The sequence below is a fragment of the Corynebacterium sp. NPDC104732 genome, from assembly GCF_055583565.1.
In genome coordinates this window covers 53,276-70,573 of sequence record NZ_JBVJNS010000001.1, presented here as the reverse complement: position 1 = coordinate 70,573, position 17,298 = coordinate 53,276, and the positions used below count along the sequence as shown (strand labels likewise).

The 17,298-nt window shown below is 60.4% G+C and carries 16 protein-coding genes; 15 read left to right on the top strand and 1 reads right to left on the bottom strand.

Annotation, left to right across the window (positions count from 1 at the left end):
• The first annotated feature begins 29 nt into the window (after window positions 1–29).
• Genes ACZ6ZO_RS00350 through tatC form a run of 12 tightly spaced genes read left to right on the top strand, consistent with a single transcriptional unit; the run spans window position 30 to window position 11,484 of the window.
• Entirely contained in the window at window positions 30–1,277 is a 1,248-nt protein-coding gene (locus ACZ6ZO_RS00350; RefSeq protein ID WP_465289765.1) for a M18 family aminopeptidase, read from the top strand.
• A 10-nt stretch (window positions 1,278–1,287) separates the two neighbouring features.
• Entirely contained in the window at window positions 1,288–2,127 is an 840-nt protein-coding gene (locus ACZ6ZO_RS00345) for a tRNA (adenine-N1)-methyltransferase (RefSeq protein WP_465289763.1), read from the top strand.
• 20 nt (window positions 2,128–2,147) lie between these two features.
• The gene (locus ACZ6ZO_RS00340) at window positions 2,148–2,735 is read left to right on the top strand and encodes a putative glycolipid-binding domain-containing protein (protein ID WP_465289761.1); all 588 of its coding nucleotides are present in this window, start codon (window positions 2,148–2,150) and stop codon (window positions 2,733–2,735) included.
• A gap of 46 nt (window positions 2,736–2,781) precedes the next feature.
• On the top strand, window positions 2,782–3,894 hold the full coding sequence (locus tag ACZ6ZO_RS00335) for an HNH endonuclease signature motif containing protein (protein ID WP_465289759.1): 1,113 nt from the start codon (window positions 2,782–2,784) through the stop codon (window positions 3,892–3,894).
• Between the two features lie 4 nt (window positions 3,895–3,898).
• Window positions 3,899–5,431: a proteasome ATPase gene (gene arc, locus ACZ6ZO_RS00330; RefSeq protein WP_465289757.1), complete on the top strand. Its 1,533-nt coding sequence runs from the start codon at window positions 3,899–3,901 to the stop codon at window positions 5,429–5,431.
• Window positions 5,432–5,434: 3 nt separating this feature from the next.
• Entirely contained in the window at window positions 5,435–6,877 is a 1,443-nt protein-coding gene (gene dop / locus ACZ6ZO_RS00325; protein WP_465289755.1) for a depupylase/deamidase Dop, read from the top strand.
• Between the two features lie 2 nt (window positions 6,878–6,879).
• Window positions 6,880–7,056: a ubiquitin-like protein Pup gene (locus ACZ6ZO_RS00320; RefSeq protein WP_182386116.1), complete on the top strand. Its 177-nt coding sequence runs from the start codon at window positions 6,880–6,882 to the stop codon at window positions 7,054–7,056.
• A 15-nt stretch (window positions 7,057–7,071) separates the two neighbouring features.
• Entirely contained in the window at window positions 7,072–8,415 is a 1,344-nt protein-coding gene (gene pafA, locus ACZ6ZO_RS00315; protein WP_465289753.1) for a Pup--protein ligase, read from the top strand.
• Window positions 8,412–9,356 (top strand): helix-turn-helix transcriptional regulator, encoded by a 945-nt coding sequence (locus ACZ6ZO_RS00310; RefSeq protein ID WP_232843283.1) that lies wholly within the window; start codon window positions 8,412–8,414, stop codon window positions 9,354–9,356. The genes pafA and ACZ6ZO_RS00310 overlap by 4 nt, the downstream gene beginning before the upstream one ends.
• Window positions 9,340–10,323 (top strand): helix-turn-helix transcriptional regulator, encoded by a 984-nt coding sequence (locus ACZ6ZO_RS00305; RefSeq protein WP_465289751.1) that lies wholly within the window; start codon window positions 9,340–9,342, stop codon window positions 10,321–10,323. Before ACZ6ZO_RS00310 ends, ACZ6ZO_RS00305 begins: the two co-directional genes overlap by 17 nt.
• Before the next feature lie 4 nt (window positions 10,324–10,327).
• A complete protein-coding gene (gene tatA / locus ACZ6ZO_RS00300; protein ID WP_182386114.1) occupies window positions 10,328–10,576 on the top strand; it encodes a Sec-independent protein translocase subunit TatA in 249 nt (82 codons plus the stop codon).
• Window positions 10,576–11,484, top strand: a complete 909-nt coding sequence (gene tatC, locus ACZ6ZO_RS00295; protein WP_232843282.1) for a twin-arginine translocase subunit TatC — start codon at window positions 10,576–10,578, stop codon at window positions 11,482–11,484. Before tatA ends, tatC begins: the two co-directional genes overlap by 1 nt.
• Here tatC and ACZ6ZO_RS00290 read toward each other — a convergent pair.
• Window positions 11,461–12,609: an HNH endonuclease signature motif containing protein gene (locus ACZ6ZO_RS00290; protein ID WP_465289748.1), complete on the bottom strand. Its 1,149-nt coding sequence runs from the start codon at window positions 12,607–12,609 to the stop codon at window positions 11,461–11,463. The two genes, tatC and ACZ6ZO_RS00290, sit on opposite strands and share 24 nt — an antisense overlap.
• Before the next feature lie 146 nt (window positions 12,610–12,755).
• On the opposite strand from ACZ6ZO_RS00290, the gene ACZ6ZO_RS00285 reads away from it, so the two are divergent.
• The 3 genes from ACZ6ZO_RS00285 to ACZ6ZO_RS00275 are packed head-to-tail and all read left to right on the top strand — an operon-like array spanning window position 12,756 to window position 17,293.
• Entirely contained in the window at window positions 12,756–15,521 is a 2,766-nt protein-coding gene (locus ACZ6ZO_RS00285; RefSeq protein WP_465289746.1) for a DEAD/DEAH box helicase, read from the top strand.
• A 4-nt stretch (window positions 15,522–15,525) separates the two neighbouring features.
• On the top strand, window positions 15,526–16,578 hold the full coding sequence (locus tag ACZ6ZO_RS00280; RefSeq protein WP_465289744.1) for a M24 family metallopeptidase: 1,053 nt from the start codon (window positions 15,526–15,528) through the stop codon (window positions 16,576–16,578).
• A gap of 7 nt (window positions 16,579–16,585) precedes the next feature.
• Window positions 16,586–17,293: an SDR family oxidoreductase gene (locus ACZ6ZO_RS00275; RefSeq protein ID WP_182386109.1), complete on the top strand. Its 708-nt coding sequence runs from the start codon at window positions 16,586–16,588 to the stop codon at window positions 17,291–17,293.
• The last annotated feature ends 5 nt before the right edge of the window (window positions 17,294–17,298 follow it).

Here is a 17,298-nt window from a genome sequence, read left to right as displayed (position 1 = left end):
GCTTAGCTGGACATGGCAAGCTGGAGGGTATGTCCGACGCTTTTCTTGACTTTATCCAGGCTTCTCCTAGCTCTTACCACGCCGCGCACGAGGTGGCAGCGCGACTTCACGATGCCGGGTTCACCGAGCAAGTGGAAACGCACGATTGGTCTGCCACTCCCGGCGGGCATTACCTGATCCGCGGTGGCGCTCTCATGGCATGGTGGCTGCCGAGCCCGGAGGCGGCGGCGTTCCGAATTATCGGCTCCCATACCGACTCCCCGGGGTTCAAGCTCAAGCCCCGCGGCGACCTGGGCACCGCGACTTTCCAGCAGGCTGGCGTTGAGGTGTACGGCGGGCCGATCATCCCGTCGTGGCTGGACCGCGAGCTGCGGCTCGCCGGACGCATCGCGCTTCACGACGGCACAACCCGCAATGTAGTCACCGACGGGGATTTCCGGATCCCCCATCTGGCTATCCACCTGGACCGCAGCGCCAACGAAGGATTGAAGCTGGACCGCCAGGCCCACACCCAGCCGATCTATTCCGTGGGGAACCCGGATGTGGAGGTGCTGGACTTGGTGGCTGCGGCCGCTGGCGTGGCCAAGGAAGACATTGCCAGCCATGATCTGATCACGGTGGATGCGCAACCGGGCGCGCTGTTCGGCGTCGATAAGCAGCTTATTGCCGCAGGCCGCATGGACAACCTCTCCAGCGTCTATGCCTCGCTGGAGGCATTCCTCGCCGCGACCGCCACGGCCACGGACGTGCTGGTGCTCGCCGCTTTTGACCACGAGGAGATCGGGTCGGCTTCCACCACCGGCGCGGCCGGCCCCATCCTAGAGGATGTGCTGGGGCGCACCGCCTGTGCGTTGGGGCGCGATTTTGAGGAAACGAAGCAGATGTACGCGCGGTCTACCTGCGTCTCTGCCGACGCCGCCCACTCGGTGCACCCGAACTATGTTTCCCGGCACGATGCAGTGAACTATCCGGTGCTCGGCCAGGGGCCGGTGGCGAAAGTGAATTCCAACCAGCGCTACGCATCCAATGCGGTCACCGTAGGGATGTGGGAGCGCGCCTGCCGCGCCGCCGGGGTTCCGTCCCAGGTCTTCGCCGGAAACAACAACAGCCCCTGCGGTTCCACCATCGGGCCAATCACCGCGACCCGGCTCGGCATTGAAACCGTGGACGTTGGCATCCCACTGCTGTCCATGCACTCCGCGCGGGAACTCGCGCACGTGGCGGACATGAAGTGGATGGAGCAGGCGCTGTTTTCTTACCTGACGATGGCCGATTAAACTACAGCGCATGGCAAATTCCGGACCTTTCCAGGCGGGCGACCGCGTACAACTCACCGACGCGAAGCGTCGCCACTTCACCATCATCTTGGAGCCTGGCGGAAAGCTTCACACCCACAAGGGCATCATCGAGCACGATAAAATCATCGGCTCCTCGGAAGGCACCGTGGTGGAATCCGCCATGGGCGGCCAGTGGCTCTGCTTCCGGCACCTGCTGGTGGACCACATCCTGTCCATGCCCCGCGGCGCGGCCGTGATCTACCCGAAGGACACCGCCCAGATCCTGGTGGAAGGCGACATCTTCCCAGGCGCCCGCGTACTCGAGGCCGGTGCTGGCTCCGGTGCGCTGTCGATGGCGCTGCTGCGCGCAATCGGGCCTGAGGGGCAGCTGATCTCATACGAAATCCGCGAGGACCACCTGGAATACGCCGAGTCCAACGTTGACGGTTGGTTCGGCGGACGGCCTGCTACCTGGAGCCCACGTCTGGGAGACCTGCGTTCAGTTACGCTCGATGATCTCGGCGGCGAGCCGGTTGACCGCATCATCCTGGACATGCTCGAACCATGGGAATGCCTCGACGTGTGCTCTGCCATCTTGCAGCCCGGCGGCGTCTTTATGACGTACGTCGCCACCGTCCCACAGCTCATGAAAGTCATGGAAGGCATCCGCTCTTTGCGCTGCTTTACCGAACCAAAAGCGTGGGAATCCCTCGTACGCGAATGGAAGGTCGAAGGCCTAGCCACCCGCCCAGAACACCGCATGAACGCCCACACCGCGTTCCTCGTCTGGGCGCGCAGGCTTGCCGACGGCACCGTCGCCCCACGCCCACAGCGCCGCGGGCGGAAGTAGTTCTTAGGTAGCGTTGTGCCATGGATTACTACACATGGCGCATTTTACAGGACGAGTCGCAGCGCGACGTGTGCTGCGTTGATCTGCAAGATAAGGGACTTACCGCCGTTGGGATCCAGACCTGTTCTGAATACCAGGCGTCTTGGATGCTTGATGCCAGCACGGATTGGATCACGTCCCGGATCCATGTCCAGGTTCAGGGCGCGGGGTGGCAGCGGTCGCTGGAGCTCATTCGGGATTCCGACGGAGTGTGGGACCAGACCGTTTCGCTCAGTGGCATCCAGCCGGCCGAGGGGCCTGAGCCGGGAATTGCGCCCGGGACGGACCTGTCGTCGGCCCTTGATGTGGATTTGGGCAAATGCCCACTCACTAATGTGATGCCGATCCGGCGCCTCGGCCTGTTGTCTGGCGACGTGCCAAAAACGCAATTGATCATGGCGTGGATCGATATGCCTTCACTGCGCGTCATTGCCAGCGACCAGTATTACAGCTCTATTGATAGCCGCCAAGTCCGGTACGCTTCGGGCACTCGGGGTGTCGATGTTTCTCTCACGGTGAACGCAAACGGGGTCGTCACACAATACCCTGATTTAGCTCTTGTGTTCTAATTTATGCCGTGCTAAAATTAGGGTAATTTTTCGGGAGGGGGTTGCCATGATTAAGCAGGCTACAGCGCTGTTGGAGCAGGCGCTTCACGACGGCAACTGCTTCGAATCTTTTGGCGATCTACTCGCATTAAAAGAGATCGTGGCCCGACTCGAAACCCGCATGGCAGCAGGCAGGAGCCGCCGCGAACTAGAGAAGTCCGGCGCCAGCGCGTCGGAGGCCTACCGGATCGAACGAAGGGCCAACAACTGGTGGAACCCCGGAGTTCCAGTAGAGCACCAGGATCTTATCCTGGGCGCCATGGAAAAGTTGTCGTCATCATCTGATCGACGCACGGAAATCTACCAAGCTGCAGCGCATGCCGCGCTGAAGTCCACTCCACGCCAGACCCGTGATTACGCACGGAAACTCGTGCGGGAGGAAAACGAACGGCTCGCTCAGGATCCTTTTGAGGCATACCGCCAGCGTCGCTTCAGGCTCGGCGGATGCAAATTCAACGGTTACGCCCCCGCAGCCACCGCGGCGCTGTTTAAGTCTCTGCTCGACCAGGCTTTCCGCGCAGACAAGAAGTCCGCAGATCCCGAAGACGACCGACGTACCATAACCCAGCGCGAAGCCGACGCCTTCGAACAAGTACTCCGTTGGGCCTCCAGCGACCGCCGCAGCCACAACGGGCACTGCTGCCTCATCGTCAGCGTCACCGAATGGGACGAATTCGACTGGCGAGCCAAATTCGGCAGCAACGTCGGCATCGATCTCAGCCTCATGGACGTCGACTACATCCCAGTCCACGACCACAACGGGGCAGTAAAACAACTAGTCACAGGCAACAGAACCGCAAACTTCTACCAACGTCTCTCACTATTCGCCCGAGATGGCGTCTGCCAACATCCTGGGTGCAACGTGCCCGCCAGCAGATGCGAATCCCACCACGTGGTCCCATGGTCCCGAGGAGGCCCAACCTCACTAGACAACCTGAGTCTGCTGTGCCCCAATCATCACAGAATGGTGGACGATGGTTGGGTGGAAGACCACATCGAAATGAGCCTCGGTCGCCCAATCTTCGTCCGCCGGGATGGCACCCGAACACGCAACGAATCCCCAGCCGCCACTCGATCCGGTGGCTGGCAAATGGCCAAACCAGTGTTCACGCTATCGTAGAACCATGACTATCCCCACGCCCGAAGAAGCGCAGCACGCAGCAGAAGTGCGCCGCCTCAAAGGCCAGCTCCGCGAGCTCGCAGACCGCAACACCAAACTCGCCGAGCTACTCAAAGCATCCCGCGACAAACTAGCCCTCCTCTACGAAGAGATCGAGGGACTCAAAACCCCGCCCTCCACCTACGGAGTATTCCTTGAATACGCCGAAAACGGGCGCGCCGCCGAAGTATTTACCGGCAACCGCCACATGCGTCTCATGGTTGACCCAGCGCTGGCTAAAGAGTCCCTCACCCCGGGCATGAAAGTCCGGCTCGGAGAGGGATCCGTCGTCGTCGAGGCGTGCGGCTACTCCGAAGAAGGCAGCCTCGCAACCCTCACCGAACGCCTCGGCACCGACCGCGCCCTCATCGCCAACCAAGCAGGGGAGGAGCAAGTCATCCGCCTCGCCGCCAAACTACTCAGCGCAGAACGCAAACCTCGGCCCGGGGACACACTACTGGTCGATCAAAAATCCGGGTACGCCTTCGAAGTGATCCCCAAATCCGAAGTCCACCGCCTCGCCCTCGAAGACGTCCCCGACGTCACCTACGCCGACGTCGGCGGCCTCGACGAACAAATCGAGCACATCAAAGACGCCGTCGAACTGCCCTTCGCCCACCCAGACCTCTTCCGCACCTACGACCTGCACCCACCCAAAGGCGTGCTGCTGTACGGCCCTCCCGGCTGCGGCAAGACCATGATCGCGAAAGCCGTCGCACATTCCCTCGCCGAACGCCTCGGCGTCAAAGGTGGCTCCTACTTCCTTAACGTGAAGGGCCCCGAGCTGCTGAACAAGTACGTAGGCGAAACGGAACGCCAAATCCGACTCATCTTCGAACGCGCCCGGGAATTGGCCGCCGAAGGCCGCCCCGTCATCGTGTTCTTCGACGAAATGGAATCAATCTTCCGCACCCGCGGCTCCGGCGTGAGCTCCGATGTGGAAACCACCGTCGTCCCGCAGTTGCTCGCCGAACTCGACGGCGTCGAGTCCCTCTCCAACGTCATCGTCATCGGCGCCACCAACCGCGAAGAACTCATCGACCCAGCCATCCTCCGCCCGGGCCGCCTCGACGTGAAGATCCGCGTCTCCCGCCCCGGAAAAGAACAGGCCACCGACATCTTCGCCCGCTACCTCACCGACGGCATCCCCCTCGCACAGCCCGCCGCCTCACTCATCGACTCCGCCGTGGGTTACCTCTACCAAGACAAACCCTTCGTGGAACTCACCCTGCTTGACGGGACCAAAGAAACCCTGCACTACAGGGACTTCGTCTCGGGAGCGATGATCGCCAATATCGTCGGCCGCGCTAAAAAACTCGCGATCAAAGATCAGCTCTCCGGAGCAGGCCCTGGCATCACCGAAGCACACATCCTCGCGGCGATCGACATGGAAAACAAAGAAAACGAAGACCTGCCCAACACCTCCAACCCGGACGAGTGGGCACGCATCACCGGCCGCCACGGCGGCAAGGTCATCCAAGCAAAGATTGTGGGGTAGCACATGAGTAGATTCATGGGAACCGAAACTGAATACGGCATCGCCACCCCGGCAGACCCGTTACTCAGCCCCATCATTACCTCCACCCACGCGGTGGTGGGGTACGCGGCGTCGATAAGCGCCCGGCGTGCGCGCTGGGACTTCGAAGCCGAGCACCCCCTGCGGGACCTGCGCGGATTCGACCTCAAGCGCTACCACACGGTGCCGGTTATCGATCCGAACGCCGTCGGTGTGGCCAATGTTGTGCTCGGAAACGGCGCGCGCTTCTACGTCGACCACGCGCACCCGGAGTATTCCGCGCCGGAAACCACCAACGCCTGGGACGCCATGCTTTACGACGCCGCCGGGGACGTGATCCTGCGCGAGGCCGTCGCGGCCGTTGCGGAGCTGAGCGCTCAGGGGCTGTCGGCGCTCGATGGGCATGAGCCGTGCCCGGAACTGAAAATCTACAAGCACAACGTGGACGGCAAAGGCGCGTCCTACGGCAGCCACGAAAACTATCTCTACTCGCGAAGCACGGATTTTGATGTGCTGGCGGCTGCGCTGATCCCTTTCTTTGTGACGCGGCAAGTAATCATCGGTGCCGGGCGCGTCGGCCTCGGTGCCAGGGGAGAGCAGCCGGGTTTCCAGATTTCCCAGCGCGCAGACTACATCGAAACGGAGATTTCGCTCGAGACGACGCTGAACCGTGGCATCATTAATACCCGCGACGAACCACACGCCGACGAAGAACGCTTCGGGCGCCTGCACGTCATCATTGGCGACGCAAACATGTCGCAGACCTCAAACTTCCTCAAGCTGGGGATGACGGCGCTAGTGCTGGACGCTATCGAAAACGGGGTGTCCTTCGCCGACCTGACGTTGAAGGAGCCTGTGGCGGAAGTTTCACAGGTTTCCCGGGATCTCACGCTCACCCACAAGCTGGAGCTCAAGGACGGCCGCTCCCTCACCGCACTGGAGATTCTGCGGGAATACCACGCACGGGTCGCCAGCGGATCCCGGGAACACCAGCTGTGGGGCGAAGTCATGTCCCTGTTGGAACAAGATCCCCTCGCGACGAGCCACCTGCTGGATTGGACCGCGAAACTTGCCCTCATGCAGGGATTCATCGCCCGGGGCCTGACCTGGGATGACCCGAAACTCCAGCTCATCGACCTGCAATACTGCGATATTGACCCCGCCAAGTCGCTTTACCACGCCCTGGTGCGCAAGGGACGGATGCGAACCCTAGTGACAGAAGAGGAGATCGCTCACGCCGCCACCACACCGCCCCGCGACACTCGCGCCTACACCCGTGGCACGATGATGCAGCAACACGGCGACCGGGTGCAGGCCGCCAGCTGGGACAGCATTGTGATCGACAACCAGCGCATCAGCATGCCGGAAGTCGATTCCTACACCGCCAACGACCCGCGCGCCCTACACTTGATCGAAGGAAAGGACTAACCATGACTCAAAGCTACGCAGCCGGCGCCGGCACCCCAGACGACGATTCGCTCGACACTGCCGGGCAAGTCCAGCTGAACACGCAAGGCACCGATGATCTACTCGATGAGATCGACGGCCTGCTGGAAAACAACGCGGAAGAATTCGTGCGCTCCTACGTGCAGAAGGGCGGCGAGTAGCCCTTGCGCAGAATCATGGGGATTGAGACGGAGTACGGCATCATGGCCACGCTGCCGGGTGACGTGCCCCCGATGACGCCAGACGAAGTAGCGCGTTACATGTTCCGGCCGATCGTGGACAAGTATTCGAGCTCCAACATCTTTATCCCCAACGCCTCCCGCCTGTACCTCGATGTGGGATCCCACCCGGAGTACGCCACCGCGGAGTGCGACTCCGTGACCCAACTTCTGAACTACGACAAAGCGGGGGACCGGATCGTCGACGCTCTCGCGCAGGAGGCTGAGCTCGCCCTCGCCGCTGAGGGCAAGGCAGCCCAGATCTACCTGTTCAAAAACAATGTGGACACGCAGGGCAATTCCTACGGCTGCCACGAAAACTACCTGGTACCACGCAGCGCGGTGCTCAAGGTCCTCGGCCGCAAGCTCATCCCGTTCCTGGTCACCCGCCAGCTGATCGCCGGCGCCGGCATGATTTACCGGTCGTTCCTCGGCAGTGCCAGCTCACACTTCGGTACCGGCTGGTGCGTCTCGCAGCGCGCCGACCATGTGTGGGAGGGAGTGTCGTCTGCCACCACCCGCAGTCGCCCGATGATAAACACTCGCGACGAGCCACACGCTGATTCTTCCAGCTACCGGCGCTTGCACGTGATCGTCGGCGACTCCAACATGGCCGAACCTACGTTCGCTCTCAAGGTAGGGTCGACGCAGCTAGTGCTAGAGATGATCGAGGCGGGTGTCGACCTGCCAGACTTCGAGCTTGCCGACGACATTGCTTCTATTCGAGAAATCGCACGCGACATCACTGGCAGCACTGTCCTTGAGCTCAAGAATGGCGCCACGGTCACCGCCTTGAACATGCAGCGCGCCTACCTAGCCGCCGCCACCGAGTGGCGCGAGGATCCAGTCCTCGACCTATGGACCCGCACCTTGGATGCCATCGAAAGCGGTGACTTCTCCCAAGTAGACACCGAAATCGACTGGGTAATCAAAAAGAAGCTTATTGACCGCTACGTGGCCAAGTACGGCTGGGACCTGGACCATCCAAAGCTCGCCCAAATCGACCTGATGTACCACGACATTCGTCCTGGTCGCGGAATTTTCTCCGTCCTGCAAAACAAGGGGCTGGTGAAGCGGTGGACCACCGATGAGGCGATCGACCAAGCCCGCGTGCAGGCGCCCCAAACCACCCGCGCCGCGCTGCGTGGTAAGTTCCTGGCCAAAGCACTCGAAAAAGAAGCTTCGGTGACCGTCGACTGGATGCGCCTGAAGGTGAACCAGCCCGAACCACGCATGGTGGAGCTCGGCGATCCCTTTGCCGCCGTCGATACCCACGTCGATGAACTCCTGGAGTATCTGTGACAGAGAAAGACGCCGCCCTGGAGCGCCTCACCAACCTCACCTTCGCGTTCCTCAGCGCGAAACAGATGGGGCGCCAATTCCTCACCGCAGAGTGGGTGCACCGGAACGTCGACGGCTACCAAGACAAATCACCCGCTGCCTTCGACCGTGCCTTCCAACGCGACCGGCTCGCCCTGCAGAAAGTTGGCGTCCCCATCGAGGTCATCGCCGGCGAGGTCACTGGTTACCGCCTGCAGGAAGAGGACTATTCTCTCCCGGCAGTGAGCTTCACTCCCGAGGAAGCCACCGTTTTGGGACTCGCGGGGGAGCGCGGCCTCACCGGCGAGCTCGCCGTGTTCGGGCGTTCCGGCTGGACCAAAATCGCCGCCTCCGGCGCGTCCAGGTCCTTCGCCGGGGTGGACCGCATGAGCACCCACAGTGACCTCAGCAACCTGTCTGCTTCAACCCTCGACCACATCGTCGACGCCTGCAACCGCGGGCGACGCCTCATCTTCGACTACACCGCACACGCCGTCGCTGAACCAGTCACCCGTACCATGGACCCGTGGGGACTCGTCCCACTGCGTGGTCGGATGTACCTCGTAGGTTTCGACATTGACCGCTCCGACGTTCGCGTGTTCCGCATCACCCGCCTCTCCAGTATCAAAACTGTCGGCAAGGGCAGTCACCCACGCCCCGATGTTGATCTGCAACGCATCGTCGAGGACACCCTTCGCCGTGGAAAAGAACTAGTATCCGCCGTCGTCCAGATGTCCCCGGGCCTCGTCCCGGAGCTCGAGCACCTGGGTGAACGCTCGGGGGAGAGGGTGACGCTGACGGACGTCGACAAGCAATGGCTCGTACGGACCTGCGTCGGCAACGCCCCCGACGTGCTCGTGCTCTCGCCACCCGACGTGCGCGAATCGGTGATAGAAGGACTGCGTAATGTCACGAAAAAATGAACGCCTAGCCGACCTCGTCCGGATGCTCAACCTCCTGCCATACTTCGAGGCCCACCCCGAACGCACCGTCATGGAAGCCGCCCGAGACCTCGGCCGGGCCCCGGACCACATCATGGACGACCTCAACCGCCTCTGGTGCTGCGGTCTACCAGGCCTGATGCCGGGTGACCTAGTGGAAATGGAGCATGACTACCGCAAAGTGCGTGTCGACAACGCCCAAGGTATGGACCGCCCGCTACGCCTCACGACGACAGAAGCCGCCGCCCTGCTCCTGGCCTTGGAGAACCTAGAGGCAACGCCCGGACTTGTCGACAAGGCAGCAGTCACCAGCGCGGCGACGAAACTCCGCGGCATTATGGGCTCCGAAGTCGCTGCCGTCGTCGACGCCACCGCCGACGCCCCGGAAGATCCCATCCTCACCACCGTCCGCATCGCCATGGACGAAGGTAAACAACTGACCTTTGCCTACTTCTCGCAAACGACGTTCGACACCTCTACACGTGTTGTCTCTCCCGCACATATCTTCACCCGCGACGGATTCACCTACCTCACCGGCTGGGACCACGGTATTGATGCGCACCGCACGTTCCGAACCGACCGGATGAGCGACGTCACACTTACGGATGAAGCTTCACAGCCACATCTAGCGAAACTGTCCCTGTCCGCAACCGACCCGTTCGGATTTGCCCGAACCCGCAAGATGGCCACCGTCCGCGTCGCCCCGCACTACGCATGGATCGCAGACTACATTCCCCTCACACTCAGAGAAGCAGACACCACTGGGTGGATTTCCGGCACCATCCCCATAGGCTCCGAAGAGTGGCTCGTGCGGTTTGTGTTAGCCTGCGAAGGAAACCTCACTATCGTCGCCCCACAGGAACTCGCCGACATCGTCACGGAACGAGCGCAGGCAGGCCTCAGGGCGTATGATGAGCTGTTGTCACATTCTGATCGTTATAAGGGGTAACCACATGCCAAACCTTGGCCCCACTGAGCTGATTATCATCGCCGTTGTTCTGATTTTGCTGTTCGGCGCGAAGAAGCTCCCCGATGCTGCCCGTTCCCTGGGTCGCTCGATGCGCATTTTCAAGTCCGAAGTCAGGGAAATGCAAAACGATGGTCAGCCACAGCCACAGCCGCCTGCCATCGAGCAGCAGGGCTACCAGCACCCACAGCCAATCCAGGAACCAGAGCGGAACCCTAATCAGCAGCAGCACTAATGAAGAAACGTAACGCCGATGGGTCAATGACCCTCGTTGAACACATTCAGGAGTTACGTCGTCGCCTGCTGATCTCCATCGCAGCACTCGCCGTTGGCACTGTGATCGGTTTCATTTGGTACCAGCACTCCTTCTTCGGCGTGATCTCGCTGGGTGAGTTGCTGAAGGGCCCCTACTGCAAGTTGGATCCCGCTCTTCGTGCCGATTTCTCGCGTGATGGCTCGTGCAAGTTGTTGGCTACCGCACCATTCGAGATGTTCATGCTGCGCCTGAAGGTAGGCGCGCTGGCCGGAGCGGTGTTTGCCTCCCCGGTGTGGCTGGCACAGATCTGGGGATTTGTTACTCCCGGATTGATGAAGAACGAGCGTCGGTGGACGTTCAGCTTCGTGTCAATCGCGGTGCTGCTTTTCGTCGCCGGTGCCGGAATGGCTTACTTCGTCATGGCATATGGCTTGGAAGTCCTACTGTCAATCGGTAACGAAACCCAGACCACAGCGCTCAGTGGCGAACGGTACTACGGGTTCTTTATCGCCTTGCTCCTGGTCTTCGGGGTCAGCTTTGAGGTGCCACTGATTATTGTGATGCTGAATATTGCGGGCATCCTCGAATATGACGCCATTAAGGACAAGCGTCGGATCATCATTTTGTCGCTGTTCATTTTTGCGGCATTCATGACCCCAGGTCAGGACCCGATGTCGATGGTGGCGTTGGGTTGTTCTCTCGTGATTTTGGTGGAATTGGCGTTGCAGTTCTGTCGCCTGAATGACAAACGTCGTGACCGCAAGCGCCCAGACTGGTTGGATGAGGACGATGATTCCGCCGGTAGCCTGGAAAGTCCAGCACCGATCGAGAAACCGGTAGGGGACATTTCGGCTCGACCTGGCTCAGCTTTTGACGATGTTTTGTAGCCGTCGGCCACCGGCTTTTCGCGCCGCAGGGGAATCGTTTCTCCTGCGGTTTCCGTTTTTGTCCACCCATACCGGCATTCCATCCTCCATCTCCATGTGCTGTTTCTCATGGGTATCGTCATTACAGCCATGATGCGCTCGACAGAGCCAAACCAAGTTTCCGATATCAGTGAGGCCATTCCTGTACCACGGGATGACATGGTGTGCGTCGCAGCGGCTGGCCCGCACATCGCACCCAGGATGCTGGCACACTAGGTCCCGAGCGATAAGTCCGATGCGCTGCAAGAATGTGGCGGATCTATTCGCACTGTAAAGGGATGCTAATGCCCCGTTATGTGTATGCACTGCGATGTAGTCGACCAGTTTGTCTCCGGACAACATCGCTAGTTCGAACAGATTCAGATCGACTCCAACATTGGAACCAAACCTGGCTTCCAGATCGAATTCATCATCCTCGGTCACTGAAACCACGATTGCCGCATGGCCGGTGCTTTCTACTTGTTGGGCCGATGCCCATCGTAAAACCTGGTCGAATGCGTCAGCGCTGCGTTGATCCACGGTCCGGCGATCGTCATCGTGGCTTCTCCCCAAGTGGAATGCCCTATCTAACACCCCACGCAGCAGGGCCGCTGTGGCAGGAGGAAGGTAGCCCGAAATCCGGTATCCACCGTGTTCATCCGCTTCCCGCATTCGGAAACTTCGCTGCCGATACGCTTCCCACGGATCCTTGCCCAGACGTTGATTTTCCTGGCGCACGAGTTCTTTAGTGTGGCGGTGAGTTTGTCGCTCCGAGGACGTCCGTGCCGTTTCCGCCGCCTCGGCGTAGAGCTCCCTCGCTCTCGGCGATGATGACGATAATGCCTTCATCGCGCTTAAAATTCGGTCCTGGTGTCCCACTGGGATGTCCTCATCCCAAGGATTGTCGGCCCTGAGTAGCAGGGCACGGGCCGAGCTTCGGGACATTCCGGCGTCGATAAGCTCGCTAATGTCACGCCCTCGGGCAGTGTCGGTGAGCAGACGCGCAAGATCCTCGTATATGCCCAGGAGCAGTGGAAAGGCTTCGAATGAAGCTCCGGATACCAATGCGTGTTTGATGGCTAATTGTGCTTGTTCAAGTGTTCTCATGAACTTCCCCCGTATGAACTTTTCTACCTCCACCATACCATTGACATTTTAGAACGCAATAGCTAATTTAGAGATAACCAAGCAGGCCCCACAACTACATTAGAACGTCTGAACCAATCCCTTATTTAACAGGTAGATTAGTACATATGACACACCTCGCTGAGTTCACCGCGCATCTCAAGTTCCCGCTCGACGATTTCCAAGTGGAAGGCTGCCAAGCCGTCGAAGAGGGGCACGGCGTTCTCGTGTGCGCACCGACCGGCGCAGGAAAGACGATCGTGGGGGAGTTCGCCGTCTCCCTCGCTCTGAGTCGTGGGACAAAGTGTTTTTACACCACCCCAATCAAGGCCTTGAGTAACCAGAAGTTCCATGACCTGCGCAAAATCCACGGCGAGGATGCCGTGGGGCTACTGACCGGCGATGTATCCATCAACGGCGACGCCGAGATCGTCGTGATGACCACCGAGGTGCTGCGCAACATGATCTACGCCGAAAGCAGCAACCTCGATCGCCTCACCCACGTGGTGATGGACGAAATTCACTTCCTTGCTGACCAATCACGTGGCGCAGTGTGGGAAGAGGTCATCCTGAATCTCGACGAATCCGTGCAGATCATCGGCCTTTCGGCAACGGTCTCCAACTCCGAAGAGTTCGGCAATTGGCTGTCCACGGTGCGCGGGGATACCAAAGTGATTGTCACAGACAAGCGTCCCGTCCCGCTCGACCAATACATGCTGGTAGGACGCAAAATTTTCCCGTTGTTCGAAAATGCAGAGGGCAAAGTCAACAGGGATTTACAGCACTATATCCACCGCCTAGAATCAGGCCAGGCCCAGGATCAGCGTTCGCAGTACAACAAAGCAGCTGGATTTCGGTCTCGGTCGAAAGGTGGCGACAGGGTAGTGCGACGCTCCGGCGCCCCACGCGAGCAGGACCGATTCCGGCCCCTCGGCCGACCGGAGGTACTGCAGATCCTCCGGAACCAGAAGATGCTGCCCGCTATCACCTTCATTTTTTCTCGTGCCGGCTGCGACGGCGCACTCTACCAGTGCATGCGTTCCCAACTGACACTCACCAGTCAGGAAGAGGCAGAGCTGATCGCACAGATCGTTGACCAAGGCGTGGAAGGCATCCCGGAAGAGGATCTTAAGGTGCTTGATTTCCGCCGTTGGAAACAGGCACTCATGCGTGGCTTCGCCGCGCACCACGCCGGTATGCTCCCGGCGTTCCGGCATATTGTGGAGGAGCTCTTTGTCAAGGGGCTCGTGCGCGCGGTATTTGCCACCGAAACCCTCGCGATGGGCATCAACATGCCTGCCCGAACCGTGGTGCTGGAAAAACTTGTCAAATACAACGGGGAAGCCCATGTGGACCTCACTCCGGGCCAATACACACAGCTCACGGGACGAGCTGGTCGTCGCGGTATCGACGTGTTGGGCAATGCCGTCGTCCAGTGGGCGCCCGCCATGGATCCTCGCGCTGTCGCCGGATTGGCGTCCACGCGCACCTATCCGCTCAATTCGACGTTCGCCCCGGGCTACAACATGAGCGTGAACCTCCTCAAAACCATCGGCTACGAGCCCGCGCACCGCCTGTTGGAGAAGTCCTTCGCGCAGTACCAAGCGGACGGCTCCGTGGTGGACGAGGTTCGCGAGCTGGAACGCGCCGAGAAAAAGGTGGCCGAGCTACGCGCTGAGCTCACCGCCGCCATCACAGCGACCAACCCGCCGGCGCTTTCCGACGACCCCGTTACCGAGTTCCTGGACTACATGCAAATCCGTCGTGATTTGAAGGATGCTGAGCGAAAGGCCCGCAAGCACGGCATTGAAGAGCGTTACCGGGAAGTGGTGAAAGTCCTGGCGAAGCTACAAAACGGGCAGGTTATCGCTATGCCTGGTAAGCGGCAGCCCCTACTCGCGGTAGTGGTGTCCGCGGCAAACAACGCGCGCGACCCGAAACCGTGGATCATCATGGAATCGGGGTGGTCGGGCCGGGTCGATGCCGAGAGCTTCGCTATGCCACCGATCGTCATTGGCCAGATGCGGCTGTCGCGAGATGTCACTCACCACCCGAAGCGCCACGCGAAATACGTGGTGGATCAGTTCCGAGGCAATCATTACCCACGCCCGAAGAAGATGCGCATGGAGCCCCGAACCAGAGGCAACGAAGAAATAAACTTGCTACGGCAGCAACTTCGGAAGCATCCGGTCCATCAATGGCCAGATCTGGCGCAGCTAGCTAGGATTGGGGAGCGCCTTACACGTCGCACTCGTGACCTCACCCGACTTGAAAACCAAGTCTCCGCGGCCACCGACACCCTGGGGCGGACTTTTGACCGCATCTTGAACCTGCTGGAAGAAATGACTTACGTGGAATTCGATGACAACCGTGTCCCCGTCATCACCGATGAGGGCGAGCGCCTGGCACTGATCCACGGTGAAGCGGACCTGCTGGTGGCGCAGTGTCTGCGTCGCGGTATCTGGAACGAGCTCGACCCGGCAGAACTAGCCGGGGTGGTATCCATGTGTGTCTTCGAAAACCGCAAGGAGACCCAGGGGGAAGCAGAGGCTGCGACCGATGCGATGGCCAATGCGATGAACGCCACCTACAGTATCTGGACTGAGCTGGAATCTGATGAGCGTCGGCACCGCCTGCCCATAACCAAGATGCCGGAGGCCGGGTTTGCTCTCGCCATCCACCAGTGGGCGGCCGGCGCACCACTCGATTACTGCATGCAGGCCGCGGCTGCGTCCGGGGCTGAGCTGACGCCGGGCGATTTTGTCCGCTGGTGTCGCCAGGTGATAGACACCCTTGAACAGGTCAAGAAAACCGGATACACCGACACCATCCAAATCAATGCCCGTAAAGCCGTCGACGCTATCCGTCGCGGCGTAGTAGCGATCGGATCTTAACGCGATGAACAATTTTCTTAACCGTATTGAACGCGCCCGGGAACTCGCGCAGGCCCATGACCTCGGAGGTCTGGTATTCGGGCCAAGTGCGGAACTGGCTTACCTCACGGGCGCCTGGGAGCAGACCCATGAGCGCTTCTCCGGCCTCGTCATCCCGAACACCGGCGACGCCGTCTACATCGCGCCCATGGTAGACAAGGAATCGTTGCAGGTTCCGGTCCCCATCCTGGGGTGGGAGGACGGTAGGTCCCCGTACGCACTGGTGAAGCAGATTCTGGGCACCCCCAAGACCATTGGTGTGGGGTCCGAGCTCACGGCTGCGCACCTCCTCGCTATCCAAGACGAGCTGGGAACTACCGCTCGCCTAGCAACACCGCTGCTAGCTGAGCTATACATGCGGAAGGACCCAACGGAGATCGAACAACTTGCGGCTGCGGGCCGGGCCATCGATAGTGTGCACGAGCAGGTGCCGGGCTTGCTGGTGCCGGGCCGAACCGAGTCTGAAGTCGCGACTGATATCCACCGTCTCATCCTGGAGGCCGGCCATAGCGCCGTCGATTTCGTCATTGTGGGATCGGGTCCCAATGGGGCCAACCCGCACCACAGCTACTCGGATCGGGTGCTGCAGGACGGCGATGTGGTGGTCGTCGACATTGGTGGCACGTGGGGCGATGGGTATCATTCGGACTGCACGCGCACCTACTTCCTCGGGCAGCAGCCAGACTGGTATCAGGTGCTGCGAGAGGCTCAAGAGCTCGCGGTGGCAGCGGTAAGGCCAGGCGCGACGGCAGCGCTTATCGACGCCACTGCCCGCGATCACATCGCAGCAGCCGGATACGGGGACTTTTTCACCCACCGGACGGGCCACGGCATTGGCCTTTCGCTTCACGAGGAGCCATTCATCATGGCAGGCAATGATCTGGTGTTGGAGCCAGGCATGACGTTTTCGGTGGAGCCAGGCATCTACCTGCCGGGGGAGTGTGGCGCACGCATCGAGGACATTGTGGTGGTGACGGAAGAAGGGGTAACACGGCTCAATCAGTGCCGGATTTGGTAACTAGCTCATGACAGTTCTTATTCTCGGTGCCACCAGCGACATCGGTGGTGAGATCGCCCAGCGCCTCTGCAAGGACCAGACCGTGGTCCTGTGTGCCCGCCGCCCCGAGGCCATCCCAGAGTTGCCAGAGGCCAAGGAAGTCCATGTGCTGCCGTTCGAGGCCACGGATCTTTCATCTCATCGCTTCGTGGTACAGGAGGCCACAAACTTTGGTCCCATCACGCATGCAGTGGTGTGTTTCGGGATTCTGGGTGATCACGAGCGTGCCCTAAGAGATGAAGCGCACGCCGCGGAGATCGCCACCGTCGATTACACGGCCCAGGTCAGCATGCTCACGGTGCTGGCGGATATCTTGCGACAGCAAGAGGTTTGCTCGACGGTTTACGCGTTTTCCTCCATCGCGGGGTGGCGCGCCCGCAAGGCAAATTTCGTTTACGGTTCCACCAAGGCGGGGTTGGATGCGTTTTGCCAGGGCCTTATGGACGAGTTGCATGGCACCAATGTGTCGCTGGTATTGGCCCGGCCGGGGTTCGTGATCGGTTCGATGACGACAGGAATGAAGCCAGCGCCGATGTCGGTCCGTTCAGAGGAGGTTGCTCGGGCCGTCGTTAGGCAGCGGCGTAGTGGCACTGTGTGGGTTCCCGGCCGGTTGCGGGTGTTGGCGTGGGTGATGAAGCTCGTGCCGAGACCCCTGTGGCGCCATATGCCACGCTAGAATTT